The following is a 23,678-nucleotide window of genomic DNA, read 5'->3' on the forward strand; positions in this document are numbered from 1 at the left end:
CGAAAAAGAGAACGTCGGGATACTGGGAATGGAGCGCGGCCGATCCGATCGACGCCCATCCCGGTTCGCTCCTCACCACCTGTCGAAATCGCTACAACCCTTCCAGCTCGCCACCGTGCGTGGCAAGCCAAGTCCTGCGCTGCCCGAAACCCGGCATTGCGCGCTCGACGCGCCGCCAGTACTCGGGCGTGTGGTGCGGCTCGTGCAGGTGCGCCATCTCGTGCACCACCACGTACTCGGCGATCCGAGCCGGCAAAAGGATCGTCTTCCAGTGGAAGTAGAGCCATTCCCCCTTGCCGCACGAGCCCCATCGATACCCCAGGTCCTGCACCCGCACCCCCGCTGGCGCGACCTCCATCCGCGCCGCGTACTCGCCGACCTTGTCCTCCAGCCACGGTCGTGCCCGGCTGCAGTACCAGCGGATCAGGTGCTCGCGACCGTCCTTCGCCAGGGCCTGGGGCATCACGAAGCGCCCGCCCACCAGCTTGACCGCTGCATCCGACTCGGCCACCAGCCGCAGGCGGTAGCTGCGGCCCAGGTAGGGAAACCCTTCCCCATCCACGAACACCTTCCGGTGCGGCTGCTGCCCCAGGGCTCCTGGCGGGCGAGCTGCCGGTAGACCCACATGCGCTTGCGCTGCACGAAGTCCCGCAGCCTTGTCTCATCGACCGTGGGCGGCGCCGACAGCACCAGCTCGCCCGTGCGATCCACGATGATTTCCATCGACCGCCGCGCGCTGCTGCGCCGCAGCTCGAAGCGCAGGTCGTTGACCAATAGGGCGCTCATGACTTGCCCAGCCGGTCGTGGTTGGCGCGCGCCAGCTCCATCAGCCTGTCGGTCAGGGCCTCGAGCTGGGGAGTCGGCAACAGACGCGATCGCATCAGGACCTCGAAGACCCGGGCCCCGAGGCCATCCTGCGCCGGCTTGCGGTTGGGCCGCCAGAAAGTAGGAGTGAGCTCGCCCACGATAATGTCGACGAGCTCCACCGTCAGGTCCACCAGCTTCTTGCGCTCGGCGTCGGCGATCGCGCGGTCGCCGACCGCGGCATCGATGATCAGGCGCAGAAACGGTCCGTAGTTTGCCGGCAGGTCGGGGAGGCGATCGTCGGCCGCCATCGTCCCGGCCTTGATCTCGTCGACGAGTCCCCGCAGGGCGGCGGTCAGGTCGTCCCACTGCTCGCCCAGCCTCTCCAGCAGTTCACGCAGGCGCTCGCTCAATTTGCGATAGGCGACGGGGTCCTGGTCGAGGTTCTCGCGGATGTGGGCCCGGATGGCGTGCTCCATCTCGGAGGCCTTGGCACGGTCATTGGGCTCGCGCGCGACCTTCTCGCCGAAGTCGGCGTCGGTCAGTGACACCGGCGGGATCTTGGGGTCCACCCCCATCGACACCACGTGGTCGTCGATCAGCTTGCGGACCTTGGCGCCCACGTCCTTGCCGAGGATGGGAGTGTCCCGGTAACGGTTGCGGGCGCGGGCGTAGATGAAGGCCAGCAGCTTGGCGTCCGGGGCGAAGGGCAGTCCCTCCGGGCGCGGCAGCACCACGTCCAGGGTGTCGAGGAACTGCTTGAGCTTGACCGCGAACTCGGCGCGCAGCCGCTCGTCGTTCAGCACCTCGACGCAGGCCTCGTGGTCCGACAGGTTCTCGACACCGCGGCGGCGGAACAGGTCCACCACCCGCAGGTGGCGATCACGCAGCACCGGGATCTCGTCCTTCAGGCTCTGCAGGGCCCCGTCGATGTCTTCGTCGGCATAGACGTTCAGCGCCTGCTTCAGGTGGTGCGCCAGGCCGTAGTAGTCGACCACGATGCCGAACTTCTTGTCGTGGCCCGTGCGGTTCACCCGGGCGATGGTCTGCAGCAACTCGGCCTCGCGGATCGGGCGATCCAGGTACATCACCCCCTCGATCGGCGCGTCGAAGCCGGTCAGGAGCATCGACTTGACGATGAGGAAGGCCAGGGGGTCCCCCTTGACAGGGTCGGCATGGGTCAAAGGCTGCTTGAAGCGCTTGATGCGCTGCTCCTGAGCTGCGCCGTCGGTCCAGGGCCTCCATGCCGGGTCGTCGTTGTTGCTGCCCGAGATCACGGGCGCGAACTCCAGGCGCCGGAGGGTGTCCCGGTAGCGCCAGGCCTGCACCTTGGGCGGGCGCCGGCACAGGGCCTCGTCGTCGAGCGCCTTGTCCTCGGCGCTCAGCTGCTCCGCCTGGGCCAGCAGCTCGTCGCGTGCGGTGCTGAAGGCATCGAGGTAGCGCACCACCGCCAGACGGCTGTAGGCCACCACCTGGGCCTTGAAACCGTTGGGCAGGATGTTGGTCACGTAGTGGCCGAGCATGTCGCGGGCCTTGTCGGCGATCAGGGCCGGGGCCTCGCCTGCGCCCCTTCGAATACATGATCGACTGCTTGAATGCCAAGCGGAAGACTTCCTGCATGTGTCCTCATCGATGCGCTATGACCACATGTCCGCCCGCGACGTGGGCATCAAGGACAAGGCCTTCGTCAATCGCAACCACGAGCCCGGCATGCCGGCCTATGGCACGACCGAGATCTCCGACATCGGCGGCCTGCCGGCGCTGGTCGGCCTCTGAGCCTGAAGCGATCGCTTCATCGGGGCGATCGGTTCGCGGTTCCACGATCGAGAAGCTCTTGATCGATAGAGACGTGCGGCCGGTGGCGGTCAGCTCGGCCGTGGTCTCTCCTACGCCCCCGTGATGATCTGGGAGGACGGGCAGCGCGTGGTCAAGCCCATGCGCTATCAGTGCCGTCCTGCCGGAAAGCCCGCGAGCTACGACTCCCTCTATCCGGGCACCTACAACGCCCGGCGCGACAACCTGGAGGGGTTCTGGAAGGACGTCTTCGGTTTGTCGCACGGGGTCATGGTCGTCAATGCCTTCTATGAGCACGTGAAACGGGACGGCGAGGATGTGGTTCTTGAATTCGGGCCGCGGCCGCTGCAGGACATGCTGGTTGCATGCCTGTAGTCGGAATGGTCAGGGCCGGGCGAGCCGGACCGGCTCTCGTTCGCGGCGATCACCGATGAACCGCCGGCAGAGATCGCAGCCGCCGGTCACGACCGCTGCATCATGCCGATTAAGCCGGAGAACGTCGACGCTTGGCTGAGCCCGACCGCTCAAACCTGGAGGCCTCGTACGCAGTCCTCGATGACCGGGAGCGACCGTACTACGAGCACAGGCCAGCGGCATAGGACCGTGTGCGTAACTGCCACTGGCCGAAGGCTGCTCAGACTGAAAGCCGCAGTTCGCTAACGGCAGCTTTGCGGCATCTCAGTTCGCCTGCTTCAACCGCGACGAGGCAGTCAGCTAGCATCAGACGTTCGGGGGCGGCGCGCAAAAAACCTCCCGTGGCAGCAAAGACAAAGCCGACCTTGTCGGCAGGCAGCGCAGCCGACAGCGCCGGCAACAAGCAGGTGATTTCGCCGCCCTGCGGCCGCCAACCGAATGAGACGAACTGCAGGCCTGACATTCTTCAGGCAGGGGAGAAAGACAATGCACCTGGCCAAACTGGTCATCAAGAATTTCCGCAAGCTCAAACACGCGGAACTGTTCTTTCAAGCTGGCCTGAACGTCCTGGTCGGCGGCAACAACGTCGGCAAGACGGCCGTGGTCGATGCCTTGCGCGCGCTGCTAGCCGGCCATGACGAACCCTATCCACGCCTCGGCGAAGAAGATGTGCACCGCCCCCGCGACGGCACATCGTCCGGTGACATAGTGTTCGAGTACGTATTCAGCGGACTCAGTCTCGACGACGAAGCGGACTTCCTGGCTGCGCTGGTGCCTCGCGCGTCCGGCGGACTGGAAGCACACATCAAAATCCGCTACTCGGACCCCGACAAGGCTGGCCGCCTGCGCGCCAAGCGGTGGTGCGGCGAGCACGAGGACGTCGGACTGACGGCGGACATGATGGAGAACCTACGGGGCGTGTACCTGCCGCCGCTGCGCGACGCCTCGCAAGGCCTGAAGCCTGGCCGGACGAGCCAGCTTGCGCGACTTCTGCAACTGCTGGCGGACGAAGCCGGCATCGATGGCATCAACAAGGCGTTGCAGGAACTCGATGGCAAGCTAAAGACGCACTTGCCCATCGTCAACACGCACGAAGCAGTCAACAACCGACACAAGACGATGCTGGGCCCGCAGCTCGCGCAGCTGCTGGATGTCGGCCTGAGCGCCAGCGACTTCAAAAGTCTGAAGTCACGGTTGTCGTTGGTGGTGGACGCATTCGAGATCGAGCAAAACGGGTTGGGATTCAACAACCTGATCTACATGGCGGTCGTGCTGAGCGAGCTGACCAAGAATCCCGACTCCTGCTACCGGGGCCTGATCGTCGAGGAGCCCGAGGCGCATCTGCATCCCCAGCTCCAGGCGGTGTTGCTGCAGTACCTGCAGTCGATCCAGGCCGTCCAAGGTGAAACGCCGGTCCAGCTCTTCGTGACCAGTCACTCCCCGAACTTCGCGAGCATCGCCGACCTGGACAGCCTAGTATGCCTGGTCGACACCGGCATTGCGGTCGAGACCTTCCTCCCGCGAAGCGTCGTTTTCGAGAAAGGCAAGCGCGAGAAGCTCGAGCGCTACCTCGATGTCACGCGCGCCGAGCTCTTCTTCGCCCGCCGCGTCATCTTCGTCGAGGGCGCCGCTGAACTCATGATGGTTAACGCGCTAGCCAAGCGCATCGGCTACGACCTGCGTCAGCACGGCGTGAGCCTGATCAGCGTCGAGGGACTGAACTTCGATTCGTTCCTGCCCCTCTTCGGGGAAAAGGCGCTGAGGATTCCAGTCGCAGTACTGACCGACGCCGATCCAGTGCCGCCCAAGACTGATCCCTCAGCAGCGGCCGTGACGCCCCCGCCAGCGCCGGCCGCAGCTCCGACCGCTCCTGCCACCGCGGTCGACATCCTGATCGCTGCGCGTTCTGCGGCGCCGGTCGCAGCCGCCGTTTACGAGTCTGAAGAGGAAGAAGAGGACGAGGACGCGGAGCCGGTGTACCCCGCGCCCGGAGACACCATCACCGTCTCGGCCAACACTGCCAAAATGAAGGCCTGCGAAGACGCCCACGTCAAGGTGTTCCATGGCCTCAAGACCTTCGAGTACGACCTGGCACTGGAGTCGGACAACCGCTCGGCCATGCTCAAGGCACTGGCCGAGTTGCACCCGAGGATCGCGAAGTCCCTGACGACCACTGTCGCTATCGAAGTGGGTGATGCGGCCCAGGCCAAGGCGCTGTTCCGCGGCATGTTCGAGCGCCCGCAGAACAATGTGCAAAAAGGCAGCTTCGCCCAGTCGCTGGCGCAGGTCATTTCTGACGACAAGGTGGCCTTCAAGGTGCCGGCGTACATCCAGGCAGCCATTCAGCACGCTTGCCAGACGGCGGCGAATCCCAAGCCATGAGTGCGCTGACCCCTGAGCAGCAGGAGGTGGTCGACGCGCCGATGGTGCCTTTGTGCGTCATCGCATGCGCCGGCAGCGGCAAGACTAAGACGGCGGTGCACCGCCTCGTCCGGATGCGCCGCAATCTCGGCGAGGCGCGCGGCCGTGTGGCGCTGCTGTCGTTCTCCAACGTGGCCGTCGACACATTCCGCAAGGCCTATGACGACCTGGCGAGCAGCCTGCCGTCCAGCGCTGGCCGGTCGCGGGTCAACATCGACACCCTGGACGGATTCATCACCACCAACATAATCCGCCCGCATGGCCATCGGACTATGAAGTCCGAGCGGGCTGCCTTCCTGGTGACCGGCAGCGAGGCCTTCCTGGAAGGCTTCAAGTTCTCGACATCGTCGTTTCCACAATCGATCACGGCGCTTCACTTGGCGTTTGTGAGCGGTGACGAGGTCTTCTTCCATGTCTACAACGACCAGATTGAGCTGGTAAACACCTCGACGGCCCGCAACCTCATCGCGAAGCTGGGCCGCACCGGCGCCTATACGCATGACCTAGGACGCTACTGGGCTTACCGAGCGCTGAAGGAGCGGCCCGAGCTGCTCGCGGCTCTGGCCCGCCGCTACCCGCACATCGTGATCGACGAAGCGCAGGACATTGGGTCAGTGCATCGGGCCATCTTGGAGCTGCTCATCGGCGCCGGCTCGTGCGTGACGCTCATTGGCGATCCGAACCAGGGCATCTACGAGTTCGCGGGCGCCGACGGTACTTTCCTGACCGACTACCTTCAGCGCGCAGGCGTGAAGCAGCACTCGCTTCGACGGAACTTCCGGTCGGCCCCTAGCATCGTGGATCTTGCCAACGGCCTCTGTGGCCGAAGCGATGTCGCGGAGCGAGCTGCGCCCAGCGCGCCCCATGGCGCCTTCTTCACGGGCTACAAGCGGGACCAGCACCCACAACTCATCACCGCGTTTCAGGTCGCGATGTCCGCCGTCGGCGCCGACATCACGAGGTCCGCCGTCCTCTGCAGGGGAAAAGGTCTCGCGGCAACACTGCGTGGCGACGAAGCGCCGGCTGGTCAAGGTCTGATCAAGGCTTTCGCGGCTGCTGCGGTGCTGCGCGACCGGCGAAAAGACTTCCTGAAGGCTTTTCAGCGCGTAGCCGTCGCCGTGGTCGCGCTGTTGGACAACGCGCCCCATGGCCTGGTGAGTCAGATCACGCAACCCTCCAGTGACGCAGCGGCACGGGAGCTCCGCAGGGCGATCTGGGCATTTACGCGCGATGCGGCTACTGGCCTCCCCTCCTCGTCGCTGATAGCCGACACCCAGTGGCACTCTTTGCTGTTGTCCCGCATCAAGGTCTTGCTCGCCAGTCTGAAGTCAAAGTTCGGCCTTACGCCGATCGACAACATCGGCCGTAAGCTGTCCAAGAAGGCTTTGCCCAGCGCGCCGCTCGCAAGTGCCGAGGATCTGGCCGACAGCGATGCCACAACGCTACGGGTCGACACCGTTCACAAGGCTAAGGGAGAAAGCTTGGACGCCGTGCTGTACATGACCCTCAAGGAGCATGTGCAGGCGTTGGTGGACGGTGTCAGCACGGAGGTCGGTCGCATTGGCTACGTCGCGGCGACACGAGCCCGGGACCTGCTGTGGGTAGCGGTACCGCACAGTGCTCTGAAGGAATTGAGGCCGACGCTGCTGGCCAGGGGTTTCAAGGAAGTGGGCATCGCAGTGATGCCGGCCCCTGTGGCTAAGGCCAAGGACAGCACGCCCGTACTGATCGCGCCCGTCGTCGCGACAACGCCCGTCATCCCGACCACAGCTCAAACGCCATGATCTAACCGCAGTGTCCGATCTCAGTTTCGGTGGATCGGCTAGGCGCCCGTTGACGACGGCCGGTGAAGGGGACGATTAAGGGGGCTCCTAGGGGGCCTGGGAATCCAAGGGGGTTGCACCGGGTGTCGACGCACGGCCTGACCCTTGGTTCCTTCGATGCGTCCTTCACGCCGTGCTCCGCGCCGGCTTTGCCGACAGCTTCGCGTCCGTCCGCACCCTGCAGCGACTCTAGACCGCCGCGCTTCGTCGCACGAGAAGCAAGCTGAGCCTAGGGATGTGGTCGGCGCGTTGCCCGGGTTGGCGTGGCTGGATGAGGGCGTTTCGTGGCCGCGCGGCCGTGGGCTGGTGCTGAACTTGGACGGCGGGGGTGGTAGGTGCGAGGCAGTTTGTTTTCCTGCTGAGTGAAGAGGGGGGGGCGACCCCGCGTGGAGAGGGACCTACGGGCGTGTGCTTGTCGAAGCATGCCGCTGCCTTCTGCAGGCCATCCGGGCTGCCTGACGCGATGGGTGCTGCGTGCTGCCGGCGGTGATCAACAGTTCCGCCCTCATAAGGCCTTCCAACCGCGCCAGAAGCCGTAGATGGCCACGGCGATGCGTGCGCCATTGAGTCGTCGTGCGGCGCGCCACTGAACCTCTGTAGATATCGATTTCGCGCAGCGGAGTTTTGCGTGTGTCAGGCCATGTACAGCGGCTTAGGGCCCAGAACAGTCCTTTCCTCCGTCCAGTAAGCCAACGCTCAGATCCGCCAGTAGGTTGGCGCTTGGCTCACGGAAGCCTTTTGCCCCTGCGGTAGTGCACCGGCGAGAGCCGTTTGATGGGATCGAACTGCGCCATGTGTTCGGAGACCTCCCACAGCCACGCCTCCTGAACTTCATACCTCGAGTCGTACAGGATCCAGACGAGGAAGTCCCATTCGTAGTTTGTCGCCTTTGGCACGCAAGTCACAAAGCTGCCCGGCTTGCCGCTCGGCCGGTTGCCCTTGACTTGATAACGCTTGCCCCGGAAAACGAAATCGTAGCCCTTCTGCACAGCCGTCGCACCATACATGCATTCGGAGTACTGCTCCAGCGTAAGCCCCAACAACATTGCCGCATCGTATTCGGACAGAGTTGAGGTAATCGAGGGTGCGTTGCCGAACGCCTGCTCCCACTTGAGAGCCGCCTGGACGAGTTGCTGACGGAGCTGCCGCATAAGCGCCCTACCTCGATTTGCCCATAGGCATTCAGGGACCTATTCGGAAACCTCAGGCGAACTGAGCACCGGGACGCTCTCAAGGTCGCACATGAGCACGGCGTGATCAGAGATAGAGTTAGCCTGACCGCAAAGGGAGAATTCACCGACGGTTGTCAGCACGACTGGATGCGTCGCCCGACATTGGCGTGTAACCAGCACATGGTCAATCTCGCTGCGCACTCCATTGTGTCCATGGTACGTTGCCCCTACCGTTGCCACGCGGGTCCACCCGCTTGCCAGGATGGCCTGGAGGTGCCTGCCCTTCTGATAACCAAGAGATTTCAGGGAAACGTTCAGGTCCCCCAGAATGACCGCTGGCTGCTCACAAAGTCGCGCTGCCAGGTCCGAAGCCCACTCCCACGCCGCGAGCAGATGCGCCGCCTCAAGACCGTCGTAAGCCGGGACGCGCATACCCACGATCGTGAGTTCGTCCGTGCGGACGCCAAGGACATTTGTGCGCAGGTGAGGTTCGTGCGTCGGTACCTGCAAGTCGACCTGCTCCATGGGCTTACGAGACGCAATAAGTACCCTGTTCGCCTGCACTCCACTCGGGGCTGCAGGTGAGATGAGCTGATGGCAGTACCCCGATTCGAACAGCACTCGCCTAAAGGATTCTTCTTCGCTCTTCGGATAGAACTCGTTCAAGCAGATGAGGTCCGCGTCCAGGGCGCAGGCAGCATGCGCCGCCTCCGGTCTGAAAGTCGTCCGGCCAACCCTATGATTGACATTCCAAGTGGCTATTCGCATGCGGTTCCCGTTCATCATTCCGCCGAGCCGGTTGCAGCGAAGCATGTCTCCCTAGCCGAAACTCGGGACAAAACTTTTCTCGTTCGCTACCTCGTACGCACACGATAGTTGAAGCTCACCGGCCCTGGCGAGGGGCATTTGTCATGTCTTCGAACATGGCGACGGCGGCGGGAACACGCTCGGGTATGCGCCTCGAACGTCGGCTCCCAAGCGAATTGGGCCTCGTCGGTGAATGTCGGGTTGTGGCGCATCCTGCCACATCTCTGCCGGCGCGATCGGCGCTCATAGCTGACATTCAGGCGGCAATTCGGAATGGCTCCGCCAGGCACAGTGGTACCGCGTTGGCGACGCCCGCGCGGCTACGCCAACTGCGGGACCGCCTTGTACACCGCTTCGCACACGAGCTTGGCGTCCTCTGGCGTAGTGAGGCTCCTGTTCCAAACAAGAACCTGTTGCAGCGAATAGTCGAGCACCCCGGAGCCGGCCGGCCTGAAGAGAAACAGCACTGCTTGAATGGTGGCCTTGAAGTGATTAAACCGCGCCGCAGCAGCTTGGATGTGCTCTGGGTAGGTCGGCTTCAGCTCTTGGAACAGGCCAAAGATGTCGCGTCGGCAATGCTCAGGGACCTCCGGGTCCCCGTAGGTCGCCAGCATGCAGTCGTGCATGTCAACCGAGCCCATCAAGACGTCCGAGATGCACACCACGACGATGTTGAATATGCCTTCTCCGTTCTCGAGGAACTTGATAGGCTTACCCTCCGCGTTCTCGACTTTGCTAAGCAATGTGCCCTGGACCCGAAACACTTCGGCCTGCTCGTCTTCACCATCTTTCAGCACCTCATAGACCTTCGTGGCCGCGAGTTGCTTCGCGATGTCTTCCGCTGTCTTTTGGTCCTGCTGCAGCAAGCGCAGCTCGAAGTAGGCGGCTTCACCTGAGGGCACCTTCATCCTGAAATCAATAGAGCTCGTCTGTTCGGCTACCTGCTTCGCCTCGTAGTCCAGAGGGAACCCCGCGGTCTCGAACTGGTAGGCGAACGTGGCCTCCAATAGGAGTGCCAAGAAATTGCTCTTGTCATTCGACTTGGCAATGCCTTTGAGGAGCTGACCATAGCGGCCAATTGCTTCCAGGTAGACGAGCTTCTTGAAGAGACCCTCGACCTGGTCGCTGGGCTGCTCCGCGCCGCCGGAGGCTTTGATGGCGGCTTCAATGGTCTGGCGGTTGAGGGGCATATGCGATTGTGGGCGAGGTCGGAACGTCCGTCCTGGCTGCGGATTCCGGCGGTTGGCGCATTCGGCCCTTCCCCGCAGTAGGCGCGGAGCCTCGCCTCTCGATCCCCCTCCCCCCAGCGGCTGCATGGGCAGCCCGTTGACGGTTAGATGGCCGTAGGGCTCCCCTCGTGCATGAGGCGGTTCGAGCCACAGGCCGCGCGCGGCCAGCGAGGACGTCTCCAGCGCCTTGGTCGACAGCCACTCGCCAGTATTTCTGCGACGCAGAGAACTCGACCTTGAGCTCTTCGGCCCTGCCGCCTCCTGCGGCAGCGCGAGCGAGTCCACCTGTGCGATGCGCTCGCCGATTGAGCGCGCGCACGGCACCGCTTGCGGGTCGCTCAGCACCTTGCTGGGCGGCAATCCTTGCCGTCACCTTGGTCTTCACCATGCCGCTGGCTGGGTGAAGGCAAAGGTGAAGCCGGGTGCTTGGGATTTCCAGCGTCGAAGCGCCTGTTGGCGCCGTAGTTCGGCCCCCGTATTCGTCTGCCACCAATCCAGAACGGATCCCCGTCTGCTCAACCGACCGGGCACTGCTGTTGCTGAGGGAGAAGAAAGTCCGGCGCTGATTGGGATCCTTGAGCGCGTGATTGTGTGTACGATGGTGCCTCGCGGAGTCCTTGGCGGGTCTGTTAATCCGTAGGTCCCTGGTTCGAGCCCAGGTCGAGGAGCCACTACATGCCGCAAGGCCTCTGGATGCCCCGCTACCCAAAAGGTAGCGGGGCATTTCCTTTTGGGGCACCTCACCCCATCTTCGGCAGCCCGAATCCGAAGCCGAAGACAGAGCCGCTCTTCTTCTTGGCCCGCGCGGGCTCGGGCTCATCCTCGCGCGGCCCGATGTCGAGATCGTCGACCATCTTCTGCAGCTCGAGCAGCCCGGCGGCCATCGCGGCCTTGTAGGTCTTCATGGACCTCGCCTGCTGGCTGAGGACATGCCAGCCCTCGCCCTCGAGTTCGACCAGGCGCCAGCGGTAGGCGCCCTCTTCCTCTTCGATCACGGTGACGGCGATCCGGCGGAGAAGCTGCATGGCGCGATGCTCGCCCCGATCCGCGCTTCGGCACGTCGGACAAGCTCGACTCTCCGATCGCCATCAGGCAAAAAAACGCCCAGCACGCGGCTGGGCGGAATCCCTGGCGATGTCGCCAAGGGCCCCGCAAAACCAAGATTCGGGGGCAACTGCAAAGGGGATTCGAGCATTGGCTCGGAGTCCTGATATTACTGTATATTCATACAGCTTTGATGCGGACGGTCGAGATACCCGTTCGAAGGTCAGGCGCTTTCCAGCAAGAAGGCAGAGGAGAAATGCACATGAACCAGGCCGAACTTTTCTACCCGCAGGCTGCGGCTCCAACCCACGAGGCCGCGCTCCCGCAGGCCGATGTTTCGGAAGAGCCGCCTTTCAGGTTCGAAGACATCGAGCCCGAACCGCGGGTTGCCTACACCGTGCGGCTTGCCGACTACCCGCATCCGGCTGCGGACGCCGTCAAGGTTTCGGAGCAGCGCTTCCGGCGCGAGCTCGACCGGCAGCTCGGCGGCGACGTCACGCGTGCGCTGCGCGCGTTCCACAATGCCAGCGAATCCAGCGAAACCGACCTCACGAGAGAAGAGATGGCGCTCGCCAGGCGCTGGATGAAGGCCTATGACGCAGCCCGAACCGCCGGCTTTCGCGACCTTGGAGACACCGATGAAGCGTTCTTCGACGTGCGGGCGGTCTGAGTACGAATCCTGCCGGACTGCGCCGCTATTCCCCGATTGGGTTGCATCGATCGCGAGCCTGGACCAGCGCTTGCTCGACCCGGCCCGCTTGGCATGGCGCGGCATGTCGGCGCTGCTCGGCATCCGCCGTCCACGCGCACGGCCCGGTGTCAGGCCGCGATGGGCGCATTTCGCTCTTGGCCAATGAGCACGTCGGCCGGAATGCCCAAACCCTTGTTGAGGCGGCGAATCATGTGCAGCGTCAGCGGGCGCTTGCGCGCGAGCACTTCGTAGACGCGGTTCAGCGGGCCGATGTATGGCACGAGGTCGCGCACTCCCAAACCCGACTGCTCCATGCGGAAGCGGATCGCCTCGATGGGATCGGGCGGGTCGACGGGGTAGTGCTCGGCTTCGTAAGCTTGCACCAGCGTGCCGATCACTTCGAGACGTTCACCCTCGGGCGATTCGCGATCAGGATCGAGGTCGATCAGTGCAGACACCTCGCGCAGCGCCGCGCGGTAGTCGGCATCGGTGCGGATGGCTCTGACTTCCATGGTCGGACTCCTTTATTTGAACTGGTCGACGGTCGCAGCATCGATCTGGTCGTATTGCGCGTGCGTACCGATGAACTTGATAAAGACGTACTGCATCCTGTAGGCGATGGCGACGATCAGGCGGTAGTCGTTCCCCTTGATGTTGAACACCACGCGGTTGTTCGCAATGATGCTGGCGTTGGCGTACTGGGCCTTCACGACAGCGGGTGTCGTCCACTTTGCATTTTTTGCCTCTTCGTACCACGCCCTTAATCCGGGTTCGGCATCTCGATAACTCGGATCTTGGTAGAAACCGATGAGGTTCGAGTTTGCGACTACGTGCATCAGGAGAAAGTTTAGTCCCAAATTGGGACTAGCGCTAGTTGCCCCCTCCCAGAGTCCGACGCCTGTAGGGTGATCCGCACGAATCTCGTCAACGCAGGCTGAACACAAGCCGCCGCGGTTGGGCCATGATGTTCCCATCGTGCCAGCTACACCCATTGAGTACCTGCTCGAACTCGAACATGCCAGGTTCCCGGTTCATGTCCGGGATCCGGAGTTGATCCAGGCCATCGCGACGCTCAAGGCGCTGGGCTGCGTCGAAGCCGACATCACCCCGCCGCTCGATCTTCGCAGTTCGTTCAGGAACTACGAATCCGCGGTGGTCGTGAAGATCACTTCGGAAGGAATCACGGAACTCGCACTGGCGTACGGGTGACCGCCCCCTTCACCCGCTTCAGGTTCTTCCGGTCTGGGACGAGCGGCTCATCCCTTCCTTCGAATTCGTCTGCTCGCCGACGGATCCCTCGCGCGGAGCGGGCCACCGTCTAGTGCAGATTCAGAAATGTCAAAAAGAGGGTATTTCCCAAACCACAAATCGGTCGCCGAACGGTAACGACGCGTACATTAGCGCCAACGTACTATTGCCTCGCGCCATGCACTTGAAACCTCTACTCATCACCGCGCTCCTGCTCGTTGCGGGCGGCCTGTTCTGGTGGTGGGCCTCCGGCGGCGGATTCATTGCCGTGATCGTTGCCATTGGCCTGGGTGCCGTGCTCTTCCTGGTCCTTCGAGGAAACCGGTCCATCAAGGACGAACTCGATGCGCAGGCTCCCGACAAGGATCGGGGCGACAAGGAATCCTGAACCGGGGCGCCGGCCTCAGCTCAGCGCAGCGCAAACGCCAGCGTCACCGCGCCCAGGGCCAGCAGCGCGAGGCCCGCGATGAAGACCATCTCGCCCCAGGCCTCCAGCCGCACGCCCGAACTGCGCGAGCGCATCGAGATGAAAGACAGCAGCGCGCTGGCCAGGAAGACCAGCGCGTCGATGGCCAGCAGGCGGTCGATCAGGAGCCGCAGGTCGTCGCGCGGGCCCAGGTGGCCGATCGACATCACGGTCATGCACACGCCGATCATGGTGGCCGACGTGGGCAGGATGTGCGCCGAAAGGCCGCCCGCGGATGAAGCCATCTTTTTTTGTCCTGGCGCGGGCTTCACCCGATCCGCACCGGCACGAAGATCTTGTCTTCGCCGCGCTGGATCAAGAGCGCGACCGACTTGTCGGCCTTGGCCACCACCTCGCGCACCTGCTCCAGGCTCCTGGCGGGCGTGCCGTTGATGGCCAGCAGCACATCGCCCGCCTGCACGCCGGCCATGGCGGACGGGCCCGCCACATCCTCGACGAGCAGCCCGTTCTCGATGGCGGCTTCGCGCTTTTCCTGCGGCTGCAGCGGCCGCAACGCAAGGCCGAGCTTGCCCTGCCCCGCCGCGCTCTCGTTCTTGGCGACCTGCGCGGGCTTGTCGCTCGCATCGCCGAGCTTGGCCGAAAGCTCCTGCCGCTCGCCCTGGCGCCAGACTTCGAGCGTGACCTTCTTGCCCGGCGTCTGCTGCCCGATGACCGCAGGCAGGTCGCCCGACGAGACGATGGGCTGGCCGTCCACCTTGCGGATCACGTCGCCCGCCTTCAGGCCGGCCTTGTCGCCGGGGCCGCCCTTCTCGATGTTGGAGACCAGCGCGCCCTCGGGCTTGTCCAGCTTGAAGGAGTCGGCAAAGGCCTGGTTCACTTCCTGCACCGCCACGCCAAGGCGCGCATGCGTGGCCTTGCCGGTCGCGACGATCTGGTCCTTCACCTGCACCGCCACGTCGATCGGAATGGCGAACGACACGCCCTGGTAGCCGCCGCTGCGGCTGTAGATCTGCGAATTGATGCCGACCACTTCGCCGCGCGTGTTCAGCAGCGGGCCGCCGGAGTTGCCGGGGTTCACCGCGACGTCGGTCTGGATGAACGGCACGTAGCTGTCATCGGGCAGCGAGCGGCCCTTGGCGCTCACGACGCCGGCCGTCACCGTGCTCTCGAAGCCGAAGGGCGAGCCGATGGCCAGCACCCATTCGCCGACCTTCAGGTCCTTGGTGTTGCCGAGCGCGAGCGTGGGCAGGTTCCTGGCATCGATCTTGAGCACCGCGATGTCGGTCTTGGCGTCGGCGCCGAGCACCTTCGCGCGGTATTCGCGCCGGTCGGTCAACTTGACGGTGACCTCCTTGGCGTCTTTCACGACGTGCGCGTTGGTCATGATGATGCCGTCGGGGCTCACGATGAAGCCCGAGCCCTGCGCGCGCACCGGCACTTCGCGCTGCTGGGCGCGCGGGCCGATCTGGCCCTGGAAGCGGCGGAAGAACTGGAACATCGGATCGTCCGGATCGATGCCCTGGATCTCGGCCGCGGCCTGGTCCTCGGACGCCTTGGCGGTGCCCGTCACGCTGATGTTGACCACCGCGGGACCGTCGCGCGAAGTGATGGTGGAGAAGTCGGGCAGCGTCACCATGGCCGCGGGCGCCACGCTCGTGGCGTTGGTGGTCGGCGCATTCACGGCGCGGGCACTGGTGTAGGCGCCGGCACCGACGGCACCGATGACCCCGGCGGTCGCCAAGGCAAGCACCAGGGCATGGGGGGAAGTCAGTCGGGTGTTCATTTCTAGCTTTCCTTTCAATGCGTCTGCACGCAAACACGATGAAAGGAATGTCGGCCCGTTGGCTTAAGCGCGGCTTAAACAACGAACCGCGCGGCGATTCAGGCCTTGGCGGCAAATCGCACCAGCACCCGCAGCCCGCCCAGCGTCGGCGAGGCCGCAAGCGCCACCGTGGCGCCGTGCATCTGGGCGATCGACTTCACGATGGCCAGGCCGAGCCCGCTGCCCGGCGCCTGCGGCTCGCCCGAGCGGTAGAAGCGGTCGAGCACGCGTTCGCGCTCTTCTTCCGGCAGGCCGGGGCCGCTGTCGTCCACGCTCAGCTCCACCGCCGTGCCCAGGCTTGCAATGCCGACGTCGACCCGCCCCTCTTCGGGCGTGTACTTGACGGCGTTGTCGATCAGGTTGCGCAGCAGCATGCGCAGCGCCTCGGGCTGGCCGTTCACCACGGCCGGGTCGGCATGCGAGATGCCGATGTCGATGCGCCGGGCCTGCGCCGCCGCGACCGCGTCCGAGATGGCCAGGCGCGCCACTTCGCCCATGTCGACCGGTTCGGACTTTGCCCCCGCCGCCATGCTGGCCTCATGCCGGGCCAGCGCAAGCATCTGCTCGACCAGGCGCGTCGCGCGGTCGATGCCCGCGACCAGCCGGCTCACGGCCAGCTCGCGCGACGCGGCATCGGACGCGCGCTGCAGGCCCTGCACCTGCAGCTTCAGCGCGGCCAGCGGCGAGCGCAGTTCGTGCGCCGCATCGGCGACGAAGTGCTTCTGCGCATCGAAGGCATGCCGCACCCGGTCGAACAGCAGGTTGAGCTCCTGCACCAGCGGGCGCACCTCGTCGGGCAGGTTCTCCTCGCTCACGGGGGAAAGATCGTCGGCCTGCCGCGAGGCGACCTGCCCACGCACGCGCGACACCGGCGCAAGCGACCGGCTCACCACCCACCACACCACCAGCATGAGCAGCGGCGCCATCAAAGCCACCGGTGCGATGGTGCGCAGCGCCAGCGCGCCGGCCATGTTGCGGCGCGCCGCCATGTCTTGCGCCACCTGGATCACGAGCCCGCTGGTCTGCATCGAGAACACGCGGTAGGTGGTGCCGCGCGCGCGCACGTCGGCAAAGCCCAGCACCGCCAGCTGCGGCAGCGCGGCTTGTTCGGCCGATTCGAAGATGCGCACGCCGTCCGCGGTCCACACCTGCACCACGAAATCGAAGTTCTGCTCGCCGCTGCCCAGGCCGCCCACGGCCGCGCTCGGCGGCAGGCCGGCGCGCAGCGACAGCGCCATCTGCTGCATGTGGTAGTCGAAGATCTCGTCGGCCTCCTTCAGCACCGTGCGGTAGGCCACCAGCGCCTGCGCGCCGGCGGCCAGCACGATGGCCGCGAGCAGGAACCACAGCAGGCGCGCGCGCAGCGATCCGGTCAGCGCGCGGATCATGCCTTCGGCACCATGTAGCCGACGCCCCGCACGTTGCGGATCAGTTCGGCGCCGAGTTTCTTGCGCAGGCCGTGCACGTAGACCTCGACCGCATTGCTGCTGATCTCGTCCTTCCAGCTGTAGAGCTTTTCCTCGAGCTGGGCGCGCGACAGCACCATGCCGGGCCGCGCGATCAGCGGTTCGAGCACGGCCCATTCGCGCGCCGAAAGCACCACCGGCTGGCCCTCCACCGCGACCTCGCGCGTGGCCGGGTTGATGCTCACGCCCATGTGCTCGTACACCGGCTCGGCGCGCCCCGCGGCGCGGCGCAGCAGGGCGCGGATGCGCGCCAGCAGCTCGTCGAGATCGTAGGGCTTGAGCACGTAGTCGTCGGCGCCCGCGTCGAGCCCTTCGATGCGCTGCTGCACCGAGTCGCGTGCCGTGGCAATCAGCACCGGCATGCGCTGCTTGCGGGCGCGCAGGCTGCGCAGCACTTCAAGCCCGTCGCGGCGCGGCACGCCCAGGTCGAGCAGCACGAGGTCGTACTGCTGGGTGCGCAATGCGGATTCGGCCGCCTCGCCATCCTTCACCCAGTCCACCGCGTACTGCTCGGCGCGCAGCAGGTCGAGCACGGCCTCGCCGATCATCACGTCGTCTTCGAGAAGCAGGAGTCGCATGGTCTTGTTGTGTCCGTTTCGGGATTCGAGGCGGCGGCCGCGCGGAAGTTCAGCTCACAGCAGCGAGCGCACTTCGCGCGCCGCCTCGAAGAGCAGCGGCAGCATCTCGCGCTGGAGCGTCTCTTCCTGGTAGCGCGTGCCCGACAGCACCACGTTGAGCGCGGCCACGGTGCGGCCCTGCATGTCGCGCAGCGGCACCGCGAGCGCCTGCACGCCGAGTTCGTGCTCTTCGCTGGCAAAGCAGTAGTCGTCCTTGCGCACGCGGGAAATCAGCTGGCGCAGGCCGCGCGCCTGGGTGGTGGTGTGCGGCGTGAGCCGCGCGAGGTGGCGTCCCTTGAGCCACTGCGTGAACTGGGCCGGCGCCATGGCCGCGAGCAGCACCCGTCCGGTCGAGGTGGCATGGGCCGGCAGGCGCGCGCCAAGGTGCAGGCCATAGGCCAGCACGCGCGTCGGCGTGCCGTAGGCGCCGCTGCGCGCAATGATGACCGCCTCTTCGCCGTCGAGCACCACGGCCGAGAACGATTCACCGGTCTGCGCCGCCAGCCGGTTCAGCGTGGGCTGCAGCGCGCGCGGCAGCCGCGACGAGGCCAGGTAGCTGCCCGAGAAGCGCAGCACCTTGGGTGCCATCCAGAAATAGCTGCCATCGGTCTCCAGGTAGCCCAGGTGGGCCAGCGTGAGCAGGTGCCGGCGCGCGGCGGCGCGCGTGAGGCCGGCGCGCTCGGCGGCCAGCGTGGCGTTGAGGCGCTGGCGCTCGGTGTCGAAGCTTTCGAGCACCGCCATTCCCTTGGCGATGCCCTCGATGAAGTCGGCCTTGGCGATGGTCATTTCGGTCAATCTGCGAAGTGTTGCGCGATGATCGCGCAGCCATTCGCATGATCGCACAGAGCCTTGCCGCACGCCGCGACAGCCGGCCGCGCACGCCCTACGCTCTCGGAAAACCCATTGGAGACACGAACATGCGCACACAGGTCGCGATCATCGGCGCAGGCCCGGCAGGCCTGCTTCTCGGACAGCTGCTTTTCAAGGCCGGCATCGACAACGTCATCGTCGAGCGGCAGAGCGGCGACTACGTGCTCGGACGCATCCGCGCCGGCGTGCTCGAGCAGGTCACCATGGACCTGCTGGCACGCGCGGGTGTCGATGCGCGCGCCAAGGCCGAGGGGCTGCCGCACGAAGGCATCGAACTGCTGTTCAAGGGCGCGCGGCACCGCATCGACATGCACGGCCTGACAAACGGCAAGCAGGTCACGGTCTACGGCCAGACCGAAGTGACGCGCGACCTGATGGAAGCGCGTTCGGCCGAAGGCCTTGCCACCATCTACAGCGCCGCCAACGTCAGCCTGCACGACTTCGATTCGCAGCGCCCGCGCGTGCGCTACGAAAAAGACGGCCAGACGCACGAGATCGAGTGCGATTTCATCGCCGGCTGCGACGGCTACCACGGCGTGAGCCGCGCCAGCGTGCCGGCCGACGCCATCCAGACCTACGAAAAGATCTATCCCTTCGGCTGGCTCGGCGTGCTGGCCGACGTGCCGCCGGTGTCGCACGAACTGATCTACGCTAACACCGAACGCGGCTTTGCGCTGTGCAGCATGCGCAGCGCGCACCGCAGCCGCTACTACGTGCAGGTGCCGGCCGACGAGAAGGTCCAGAACTGGAGCGACGAGGCCTTCTGGAATGAGCTGCGCGCACGGCTCGACCCCGAGGCCCGCGAGCGGCTGGTGACCGGCCCTTCGCTCGAGAAAAGCATTGCGCCGCTGCGCAGCTTCGTGGCCGAACCGATGCGCTTCGGCGCGCTGTTCCTGGCCGGCGACGCCGCGCACATCGTGCCGCCGACCGGCGCCAAGGGGCTCAACCTGGCGACGGCCGACGTGGGCTACCTCTCGCGCGCGCTCGAGATCTTCTACGGCGAAAGATCGGCTTCCGCGCTCGACCGGTATTCCGACCTCTGCCTGCGCCGCGTCTGGAAGGCGGAGCGCTTCTCGTGGTGGTTCACCTCGCTGATGCACCGCTTCCCCGAGACCGGCGCCTTCGGCCAGAAGATCCAGGAAGCCGAACTTGACTACCTCGTGCATTCGCACGCGGCCTCCACCGCGCTGGCGGAGAACTACGTCGGCCTGCCGCTCGAAGACTTCTAGCCGGCCGCCTCGAGCGTCTTCTTCATCGCCACGCCGCCCTGCACCATCATCGGTTCGATGTAGGCGGCCAGTTCGTCGGGCAGCACATCGGTGATCCAGACGAAGCGCGAGCGCCCTTCGCCCAGCGCGAACACCTGGGCCGAGGCGTGGTGGTGGCTCGCCTTGCCGCCGGTCACGGTATAGGCCAGCCGACTGTTGGCCTCGTCGATGCCCACCAGCAGTTCACGCGCCACCAGGCCGTTGGCAAAGCTCACGATGCGCGCGCCCTTGCCGTCCAGCTCGCAGCCGGTGAGAAAGCCGGGCGCGAGGCGCGTGTGCACGGCGCCGAAGTCGCGCAGTGCGTCCCAGACGCGCGAGGCATCGGCTTCGACGATGAATTCCTTGTAGATCGTTGCCATGGTCGTGCGCCTTCAGGGGCAGGCCGCCGCATCGCAGCACCGGCTTGCGGCAAGGTCTTCGGGTTTCAGTCCGATCAGGTCGTACATGGCGATGGCTTTCTGCTCGATGGGTGGATCAGGCGGTCATCATCGAACAGTGCGGCCAGGCGGTCTTGGAAAATCTTGCGGTCGCCCTTGGCGGCCTGGCGAAAGCCGCGCGGCGATACCCCGGCCGCGCGGTGGAAGGTGCGAACGAAGTTGCTCAGGTCGGCAAAGCCGACCTCGAAGGCCACGTCGGTCACGGGCCGGTCGTCGTCCGCCAGCAGCCGCGCCGCGTGGCGCAGGCGCGAACGGACCAGGTACTGGTGCGGCGTGACGCCGAGCACCTGCGAGAACAGGCGCAGGAAGTGGAACGGACTCAGTCCCGCTTCGAAGGCCGCGGTTTCGAGGCCGATATCGCCGTGCGAGTTCGCGTCGATCCACATCGCCGCGTCGACCGCACGGCGCCTGTCGCGTGCCGCAGCGGATTGCGGCGCGGGTTTGCTGCGCCCTTCCACCACCTCGACGAAACGGCTCGCGAAGCACACGCCCAGCTCGTCGAGGCCTGCATCGCTGCGCCCCTCGGCCGCGGCCTGCGCAAGCTCGCCGAGCACCATCAGCTCGGGCAGCGGCGGAAGCCCTGCCGTGCGCCAGGTCCGCTGGTCGCCGCCGACCAGGTCGACGAAGCCCGGCGACAAATGGAACGCCAGGCATTCGTCGCCACAGACATGGTGGTCGTGAGTGCAGACGTATTCATCGCCCGGGCAACCCACCAGCACGGAGCCGGCCACCAGTTCATAAGCATTGCCGCGCGTGCGGTAGCCGAAGCTGCCCTTGCGCACGTACGAGACCGAATACTCGGCGTGCACCTCGGTGAACGGCCGCGCGCCAGGCTGGGCGTCGCAGCGGTAGCTCGACACGCGGATCGCATCGGTCTGCAGTTCGGTGGTGACGAGCATGGTGTGTGCGCCCTTCGATCACCCGGCCCGAGGATGCTCAATCGACGGTGTGCATGGCCTGCCACACGCGCGCCGGGCTCAGCGGCATGTGCAGGCGCGGAGCGCTGGCCGCAAGGCCGTTGCGCGCGAAGGCGTCGGCCACGGCGTTCACGATGGCGGGCGTGGCGCCGATGGTGCCCAGCTCGCCCACGCCCTTCACGCCCAGCGGGTTGTTGGCGCACGGCGTCGACTCGTCCATCTCCATGTGGAACATGGCCTGGACGATGTCCGCGCGCGGCGCCGCGTAGTCCATGAGGCTGCCGGTGAGCGGCTGGCCGGTTTCGTTGTCGTACACCACCTGCTCGTACAGCGCCTGGCCGATGCCTTGCACCGCGCCGCCTTCGAGCTGGCCGCGAACGATCATCGGGTTGATCACGCGGCCCACGTCATTGACCGAGCTGTAGGCCACCACGCTGATCTCGCCCGTGGGCGGATCGATCTCGATCTCGCAGACGTGGCAGCCGTTGGGCCAGGTCGGACCGGCCACGGTGCTGGTGGAGTCGACGAATATCTCGCGCTCGGGCTGCTTGCCTGCCAGGGCGAACAGGTCGAGTTCGAGGTCGGTGCCGGCCACCGTGAAGACACCGCGGGTGTAGGTGATGTCGTCGATGGCGGCTTCGAACTCCTGGGCTGCGAGTGCGCGCGCCTTGTCGATGGTGCGTTCGGCGCCGATGCGGACCGCCGAGCCGCCGGTGAAGAGAGAGCGCGAACCAGCGCTGCCGAAGCCGTCGCCGCGGTCGGTGTCGCCGAGCACGACGCGCACCTTCTCGATCGGCACGCCGAAGGCATCGACCGCCAGCTGCGCAAGCGAGGTGGCAATGCCCTGCCCCATGGCGTTGACGGCGGAGAACACCTCGATCACGCCATCGGCCTGCACCGAGACCGTGACGCGCTCCTCGAACACATTGCCGCCGGTCCATTCGAGAAAGGTGGCAATGCCCAGGCCGCGGTGCTTGCCGTTGTTCGCCGACTCGGCGGCCCGGGCGTCGAAACCCTGCCAGTCGGCCAGCGCCAGCGCCTGGTCCATCACCGACTCGAACTTGCCGGTGTCGTAGGTCTGCGCCATCGGGTTCTTGTAGGGCATCTGCTCGGGGCGGATGAAGTTGCGGCGGCGCAGCGCGATGCGGTCGATGCCGATCTGGCGGGCGGCCTCGTCCATCAGGCGCTCGATGGTGAAGATCGCCTCGGGACGGCCCGCACCGCGGTAGGCGCCAGTGGGCGCGGTGTTGGTGAGCACCGCCTTGAAATGGAAGTCGATGGTCTGGATGTCGTAGACGCTGGTCTGCACCCAGGGGCCGATCAGCAGTTGGATCGCAACGCCGGTGCCGGTGGCATAGGCCCCGACGTTGGCCAGCGTCCTGATGCGCAGCGCAAGGATCTTTCCGTCCGCATCGAGCGCGAGCTCAGCCCTGGCCTCGATGTCGCGGCCGTGCGCGCTCGAAAGAAACTCCTCGCTGCGGTCGGCCACCCACTTCACGGGGCGCCCGACCTGCAGCGCCGCAAACGCAACGGCAATGTCCTCCGGATAGGCGCCGGTCTTCATGCCGAAGCCGCCGCCCACGTCGCCCACCACCACGCGCACCTTTTCCTTGGCGAGGCCGATGGCGGCGCACACCGAATCGCGCACGCCCGACGGCATCTGGGTGCTCATGCGGATGGTGAGGCGGCCCGATTCGGCGTCAGGCGCGGCGAGCACCGAGCGCGGCTCGATGGTCAGCGCCACCACGCGCTGGTTGACCACGTCGAGCGCCACCACGTGCTTGGCCTTGGCAAAGGCGGCGGTTGCGGCGTCGCTGCTGCCATGGCGCATTTCGGCGGCGACGTTGCCGGTGGCCTCCTCGCACAGCAGCGGCGCGCCGTCGGCGGTGGCGCTTGCGAGGTCGACCACCATGGGAAGCGCTTCGTAGTCGACCACCACCGCCTCGGCGGCATCGCGTGCCTGCTGGACGGTTTCGGCCACCACCGCGGCCACGGCCTCGCCCACGAAGCGGGCTGTGCCATGCGCCAGGGCCAGGCGCGGAGGGCTGGCGCAATCGCTGCCGTCGGCCCGCTTGAAGCCCACGGCGCCCGGCATCGGCTTGACGCCGGCCTCGGCCAGCTCGGCGCCGGTGATCACGCGCAGCACGCCGGGCATGGCGGCAGCGGCGGCCGTGTCGATCGACACGATGCGCGCATGCGGATAGGGAGACCGAAGGAAGACGAGATGCGTCTGGCCGGGGAGCGCGACGTCGTCGGTATAGCGGCCTGCGCCGGACAGCAGGCTCTCGTCCTCGAGGCGGCGCACTGCCTGGCCGCTGCCGAAACGGGTGGGGATGGAATCAGTGGTCAACGTGGTCCTCTTGGGCAGGCCTGTACCGGGCGACGCCGGCCCGGCGGGTCCGCATGG

At 65.7% G+C, this 23,678-nt stretch carries 24 protein-coding genes and 2 pseudogenes; 8 read left to right on the top strand and 18 right to left on the bottom strand.

Translation table 11 applies throughout. The features are described 5' to 3' along the window. Positions 1–91: 91 nt before the first annotated feature. The 3 genes from AC1DMS_RS12285 to AC1DMS_RS12295 are packed head-to-tail and all read right to left on the bottom strand — an operon-like array spanning position 92 to position 2,327. Positions 92–562, bottom strand: coding sequence for a M48 family metallopeptidase (locus tag AC1DMS_RS12285; protein ID WP_478181089.1), 471 nt, complete (start codon positions 560–562; stop codon positions 92–94). Further along, a complete protein-coding gene (locus AC1DMS_RS12290; RefSeq protein ID WP_478181090.1) occupies positions 463–786 on the bottom strand; it encodes a YgjP-like metallopeptidase domain-containing protein in 324 nt (107 codons plus the stop codon). The genes AC1DMS_RS12285 and AC1DMS_RS12290 overlap by 100 nt, the downstream gene beginning before the upstream one ends. After that, positions 783–2,327, bottom strand: coding sequence for a type I restriction enzyme subunit R domain-containing protein (locus tag AC1DMS_RS12295; RefSeq protein WP_478181091.1), 1,545 nt, complete (start codon positions 2,325–2,327; stop codon positions 783–785). Before AC1DMS_RS12295 ends, AC1DMS_RS12290 begins: the two co-directional genes overlap by 4 nt. A gap of 32 nt (positions 2,328–2,359) precedes the next feature. On the opposite strand from AC1DMS_RS12295, the pseudogene AC1DMS_RS12300 reads away from it, so the two are divergent. Together AC1DMS_RS12300 and AC1DMS_RS12305 are read left to right on the top strand one after the other, a co-directional pair. Beyond that, positions 2,360–2,580, top strand: a pseudogene (locus AC1DMS_RS12300) (haloacid dehalogenase type II); the annotation flags it as partial. A 111-nt stretch (positions 2,581–2,691) separates the two neighbouring features. After that, positions 2,692–3,197 (top strand): annotated as a pseudogene (locus AC1DMS_RS12305) (SOS response-associated peptidase family protein); the annotation flags it as partial. A 35-nt stretch (positions 3,198–3,232) separates the two neighbouring features. Here AC1DMS_RS12305 and AC1DMS_RS12310 read toward each other — a convergent pair. Further along, the gene (locus tag AC1DMS_RS12310; RefSeq protein WP_478181092.1) at positions 3,233–3,475 is read right to left on the bottom strand and encodes a hypothetical protein; all 243 of its coding nucleotides are present in this window, start codon (positions 3,473–3,475) and stop codon (positions 3,233–3,235) included. A gap of 23 nt (positions 3,476–3,498) precedes the next feature. Between AC1DMS_RS12310 and AC1DMS_RS12315 the strand changes: the two genes are divergently transcribed. Together AC1DMS_RS12315 and AC1DMS_RS12320 are read left to right on the top strand one after the other, a co-directional pair. Continuing rightward, positions 3,499–5,394 (top strand): ATP-dependent nuclease, encoded by a 1,896-nt coding sequence (locus tag AC1DMS_RS12315; RefSeq protein ID WP_478181093.1) that lies wholly within the window; start codon positions 3,499–3,501, stop codon positions 5,392–5,394. Continuing rightward, positions 5,391–7,217: a UvrD-helicase domain-containing protein gene (locus AC1DMS_RS12320; protein WP_478181094.1), complete on the top strand. Its 1,827-nt coding sequence runs from the start codon at positions 5,391–5,393 to the stop codon at positions 7,215–7,217. The genes AC1DMS_RS12315 and AC1DMS_RS12320 overlap by 4 nt, the downstream gene beginning before the upstream one ends. Before the next feature lie 764 nt (positions 7,218–7,981). Here the strand turns inward: AC1DMS_RS12320 and AC1DMS_RS12325 are convergent. From AC1DMS_RS12325 to AC1DMS_RS12340, 4 genes are all read right to left on the bottom strand, one after another. Then, the gene (locus AC1DMS_RS12325; RefSeq protein ID WP_478181095.1) at positions 7,982–8,407 is read right to left on the bottom strand and encodes a hypothetical protein; all 426 of its coding nucleotides are present in this window, start codon (positions 8,405–8,407) and stop codon (positions 7,982–7,984) included. 39 nt (positions 8,408–8,446) lie between these two features. Next, on the bottom strand, positions 8,447–9,241 hold the full coding sequence (locus AC1DMS_RS12330) for an endonuclease/exonuclease/phosphatase family protein (protein WP_478181096.1): 795 nt from the start codon (positions 9,239–9,241) through the stop codon (positions 8,447–8,449). Positions 9,242–9,555: 314 nt separating this feature from the next. Beyond that, on the bottom strand, positions 9,556–10,824 hold the full coding sequence (locus tag AC1DMS_RS12335; RefSeq protein ID WP_478181097.1) for a hypothetical protein: 1,269 nt from the start codon (positions 10,822–10,824) through the stop codon (positions 9,556–9,558). 380 nt (positions 10,825–11,204) lie between these two features. Next, complete coding sequence (locus AC1DMS_RS12340) at positions 11,205–11,489, bottom strand: hypothetical protein (protein WP_012747503.1); 285 nt, start codon at positions 11,487–11,489, stop codon at positions 11,205–11,207. Between the two features lie 281 nt (positions 11,490–11,770). Here AC1DMS_RS12340 and AC1DMS_RS12345 point away from each other — a divergent pair, with 281 nt between their 5' ends. After that, complete coding sequence (locus tag AC1DMS_RS12345; RefSeq protein WP_012747502.1) at positions 11,771–12,178, top strand: hypothetical protein; 408 nt, start codon at positions 11,771–11,773, stop codon at positions 12,176–12,178. Positions 12,179–12,327: 149 nt separating this feature from the next. Here the strand turns inward: AC1DMS_RS12345 and AC1DMS_RS12350 are convergent, their stop codons facing one another. Then, a complete protein-coding gene (locus tag AC1DMS_RS12350; RefSeq protein ID WP_012747501.1) occupies positions 12,328–12,711 on the bottom strand; it encodes a helix-turn-helix domain-containing protein in 384 nt (127 codons plus the stop codon). A gap of 12 nt (positions 12,712–12,723) precedes the next feature. Further along, positions 12,724–13,035 carry a type II toxin-antitoxin system HigB family toxin gene (locus AC1DMS_RS12355; RefSeq protein ID WP_012747500.1) on the bottom strand — a complete coding sequence of 104 codons (312 nt, stop codon included), beginning with the start codon at positions 13,033–13,035 and terminating at the stop codon, positions 12,724–12,726. A 139-nt stretch (positions 13,036–13,174) separates the two neighbouring features. On the opposite strand from AC1DMS_RS12355, the gene AC1DMS_RS12360 reads away from it, so the two are divergent. Next, a complete protein-coding gene (locus tag AC1DMS_RS12360) occupies positions 13,175–13,408 on the top strand; it encodes a hypothetical protein (protein ID WP_150106772.1) in 234 nt (77 codons plus the stop codon). Positions 13,409–13,625: 217 nt separating this feature from the next. Beyond that, a complete protein-coding gene (locus AC1DMS_RS12365; RefSeq protein WP_012747498.1) occupies positions 13,626–13,835 on the top strand; it encodes a hypothetical protein in 210 nt (69 codons plus the stop codon). Positions 13,836–13,855: 20 nt separating this feature from the next. Here AC1DMS_RS12365 and AC1DMS_RS12370 read toward each other — a convergent pair whose 3' ends face one another. From AC1DMS_RS12370 to AC1DMS_RS12390, 5 genes are all read right to left on the bottom strand, one after another. Beyond that, on the bottom strand, positions 13,856–14,158 hold the full coding sequence (locus AC1DMS_RS12370) for a hypothetical protein (protein ID WP_012747497.1): 303 nt from the start codon (positions 14,156–14,158) through the stop codon (positions 13,856–13,858). A gap of 23 nt (positions 14,159–14,181) precedes the next feature. Continuing rightward, entirely contained in the window at positions 14,182–15,657 is a 1,476-nt protein-coding gene (locus tag AC1DMS_RS12375) for a DegQ family serine endoprotease (protein ID WP_012747496.1), read from the bottom strand. Positions 15,658–15,755: 98 nt separating this feature from the next. Then, the gene (locus AC1DMS_RS12380) at positions 15,756–17,084 is read right to left on the bottom strand and encodes an ATP-binding protein (RefSeq protein WP_012747495.1); all 1,329 of its coding nucleotides are present in this window, start codon (positions 17,082–17,084) and stop codon (positions 15,756–15,758) included. After that, positions 17,081–17,740 (bottom strand): response regulator, encoded by a 660-nt coding sequence (locus AC1DMS_RS12385; protein WP_012747494.1) that lies wholly within the window; start codon positions 17,738–17,740, stop codon positions 17,081–17,083. The genes AC1DMS_RS12380 and AC1DMS_RS12385 overlap by 4 nt, the downstream gene beginning before the upstream one ends. A 54-nt stretch (positions 17,741–17,794) precedes the next feature. Further along, complete coding sequence (locus AC1DMS_RS12390; RefSeq protein ID WP_012747493.1) at positions 17,795–18,565, bottom strand: IclR family transcriptional regulator domain-containing protein; 771 nt, start codon at positions 18,563–18,565, stop codon at positions 17,795–17,797. Positions 18,566–18,696: 131 nt separating this feature from the next. Between AC1DMS_RS12390 and pobA the strand changes: the two genes are divergently transcribed. Continuing rightward, a complete protein-coding gene (gene pobA / locus AC1DMS_RS12395) occupies positions 18,697–19,878 on the top strand; it encodes a 4-hydroxybenzoate 3-monooxygenase (RefSeq protein ID WP_012747492.1) in 1,182 nt (393 codons plus the stop codon). Here pobA and AC1DMS_RS12400 read toward each other — a convergent pair. The 3 genes from AC1DMS_RS12400 to AC1DMS_RS12410 all read right to left on the bottom strand — a co-directional run bounded on the left by AC1DMS_RS12400 (position 19,875) and on the right by AC1DMS_RS12410 (position 23,621). Continuing rightward, the gene (locus AC1DMS_RS12400; protein WP_012747491.1) at positions 19,875–20,276 is read right to left on the bottom strand and encodes an SRPBCC family protein; all 402 of its coding nucleotides are present in this window, start codon (positions 20,274–20,276) and stop codon (positions 19,875–19,877) included. The two genes, pobA and AC1DMS_RS12400, sit on opposite strands and share 4 nt — an antisense overlap. Positions 20,277–20,350: 74 nt before the next feature. After that, on the bottom strand, positions 20,351–21,253 hold the full coding sequence (locus AC1DMS_RS12405) for a helix-turn-helix domain-containing protein (protein WP_012747490.1): 903 nt from the start codon (positions 21,251–21,253) through the stop codon (positions 20,351–20,353). 37 nt (positions 21,254–21,290) lie between these two features. Beyond that, on the bottom strand, positions 21,291–23,621 hold the full coding sequence (locus tag AC1DMS_RS12410) for a xanthine dehydrogenase family protein molybdopterin-binding subunit (RefSeq protein ID WP_012747489.1): 2,331 nt from the start codon (positions 23,619–23,621) through the stop codon (positions 21,291–21,293). Between the last annotated feature and the right edge of the window lie 57 nt (positions 23,622–23,678).

Source organism: Variovorax sp. 05T418, from assembly GCF_056396385.1.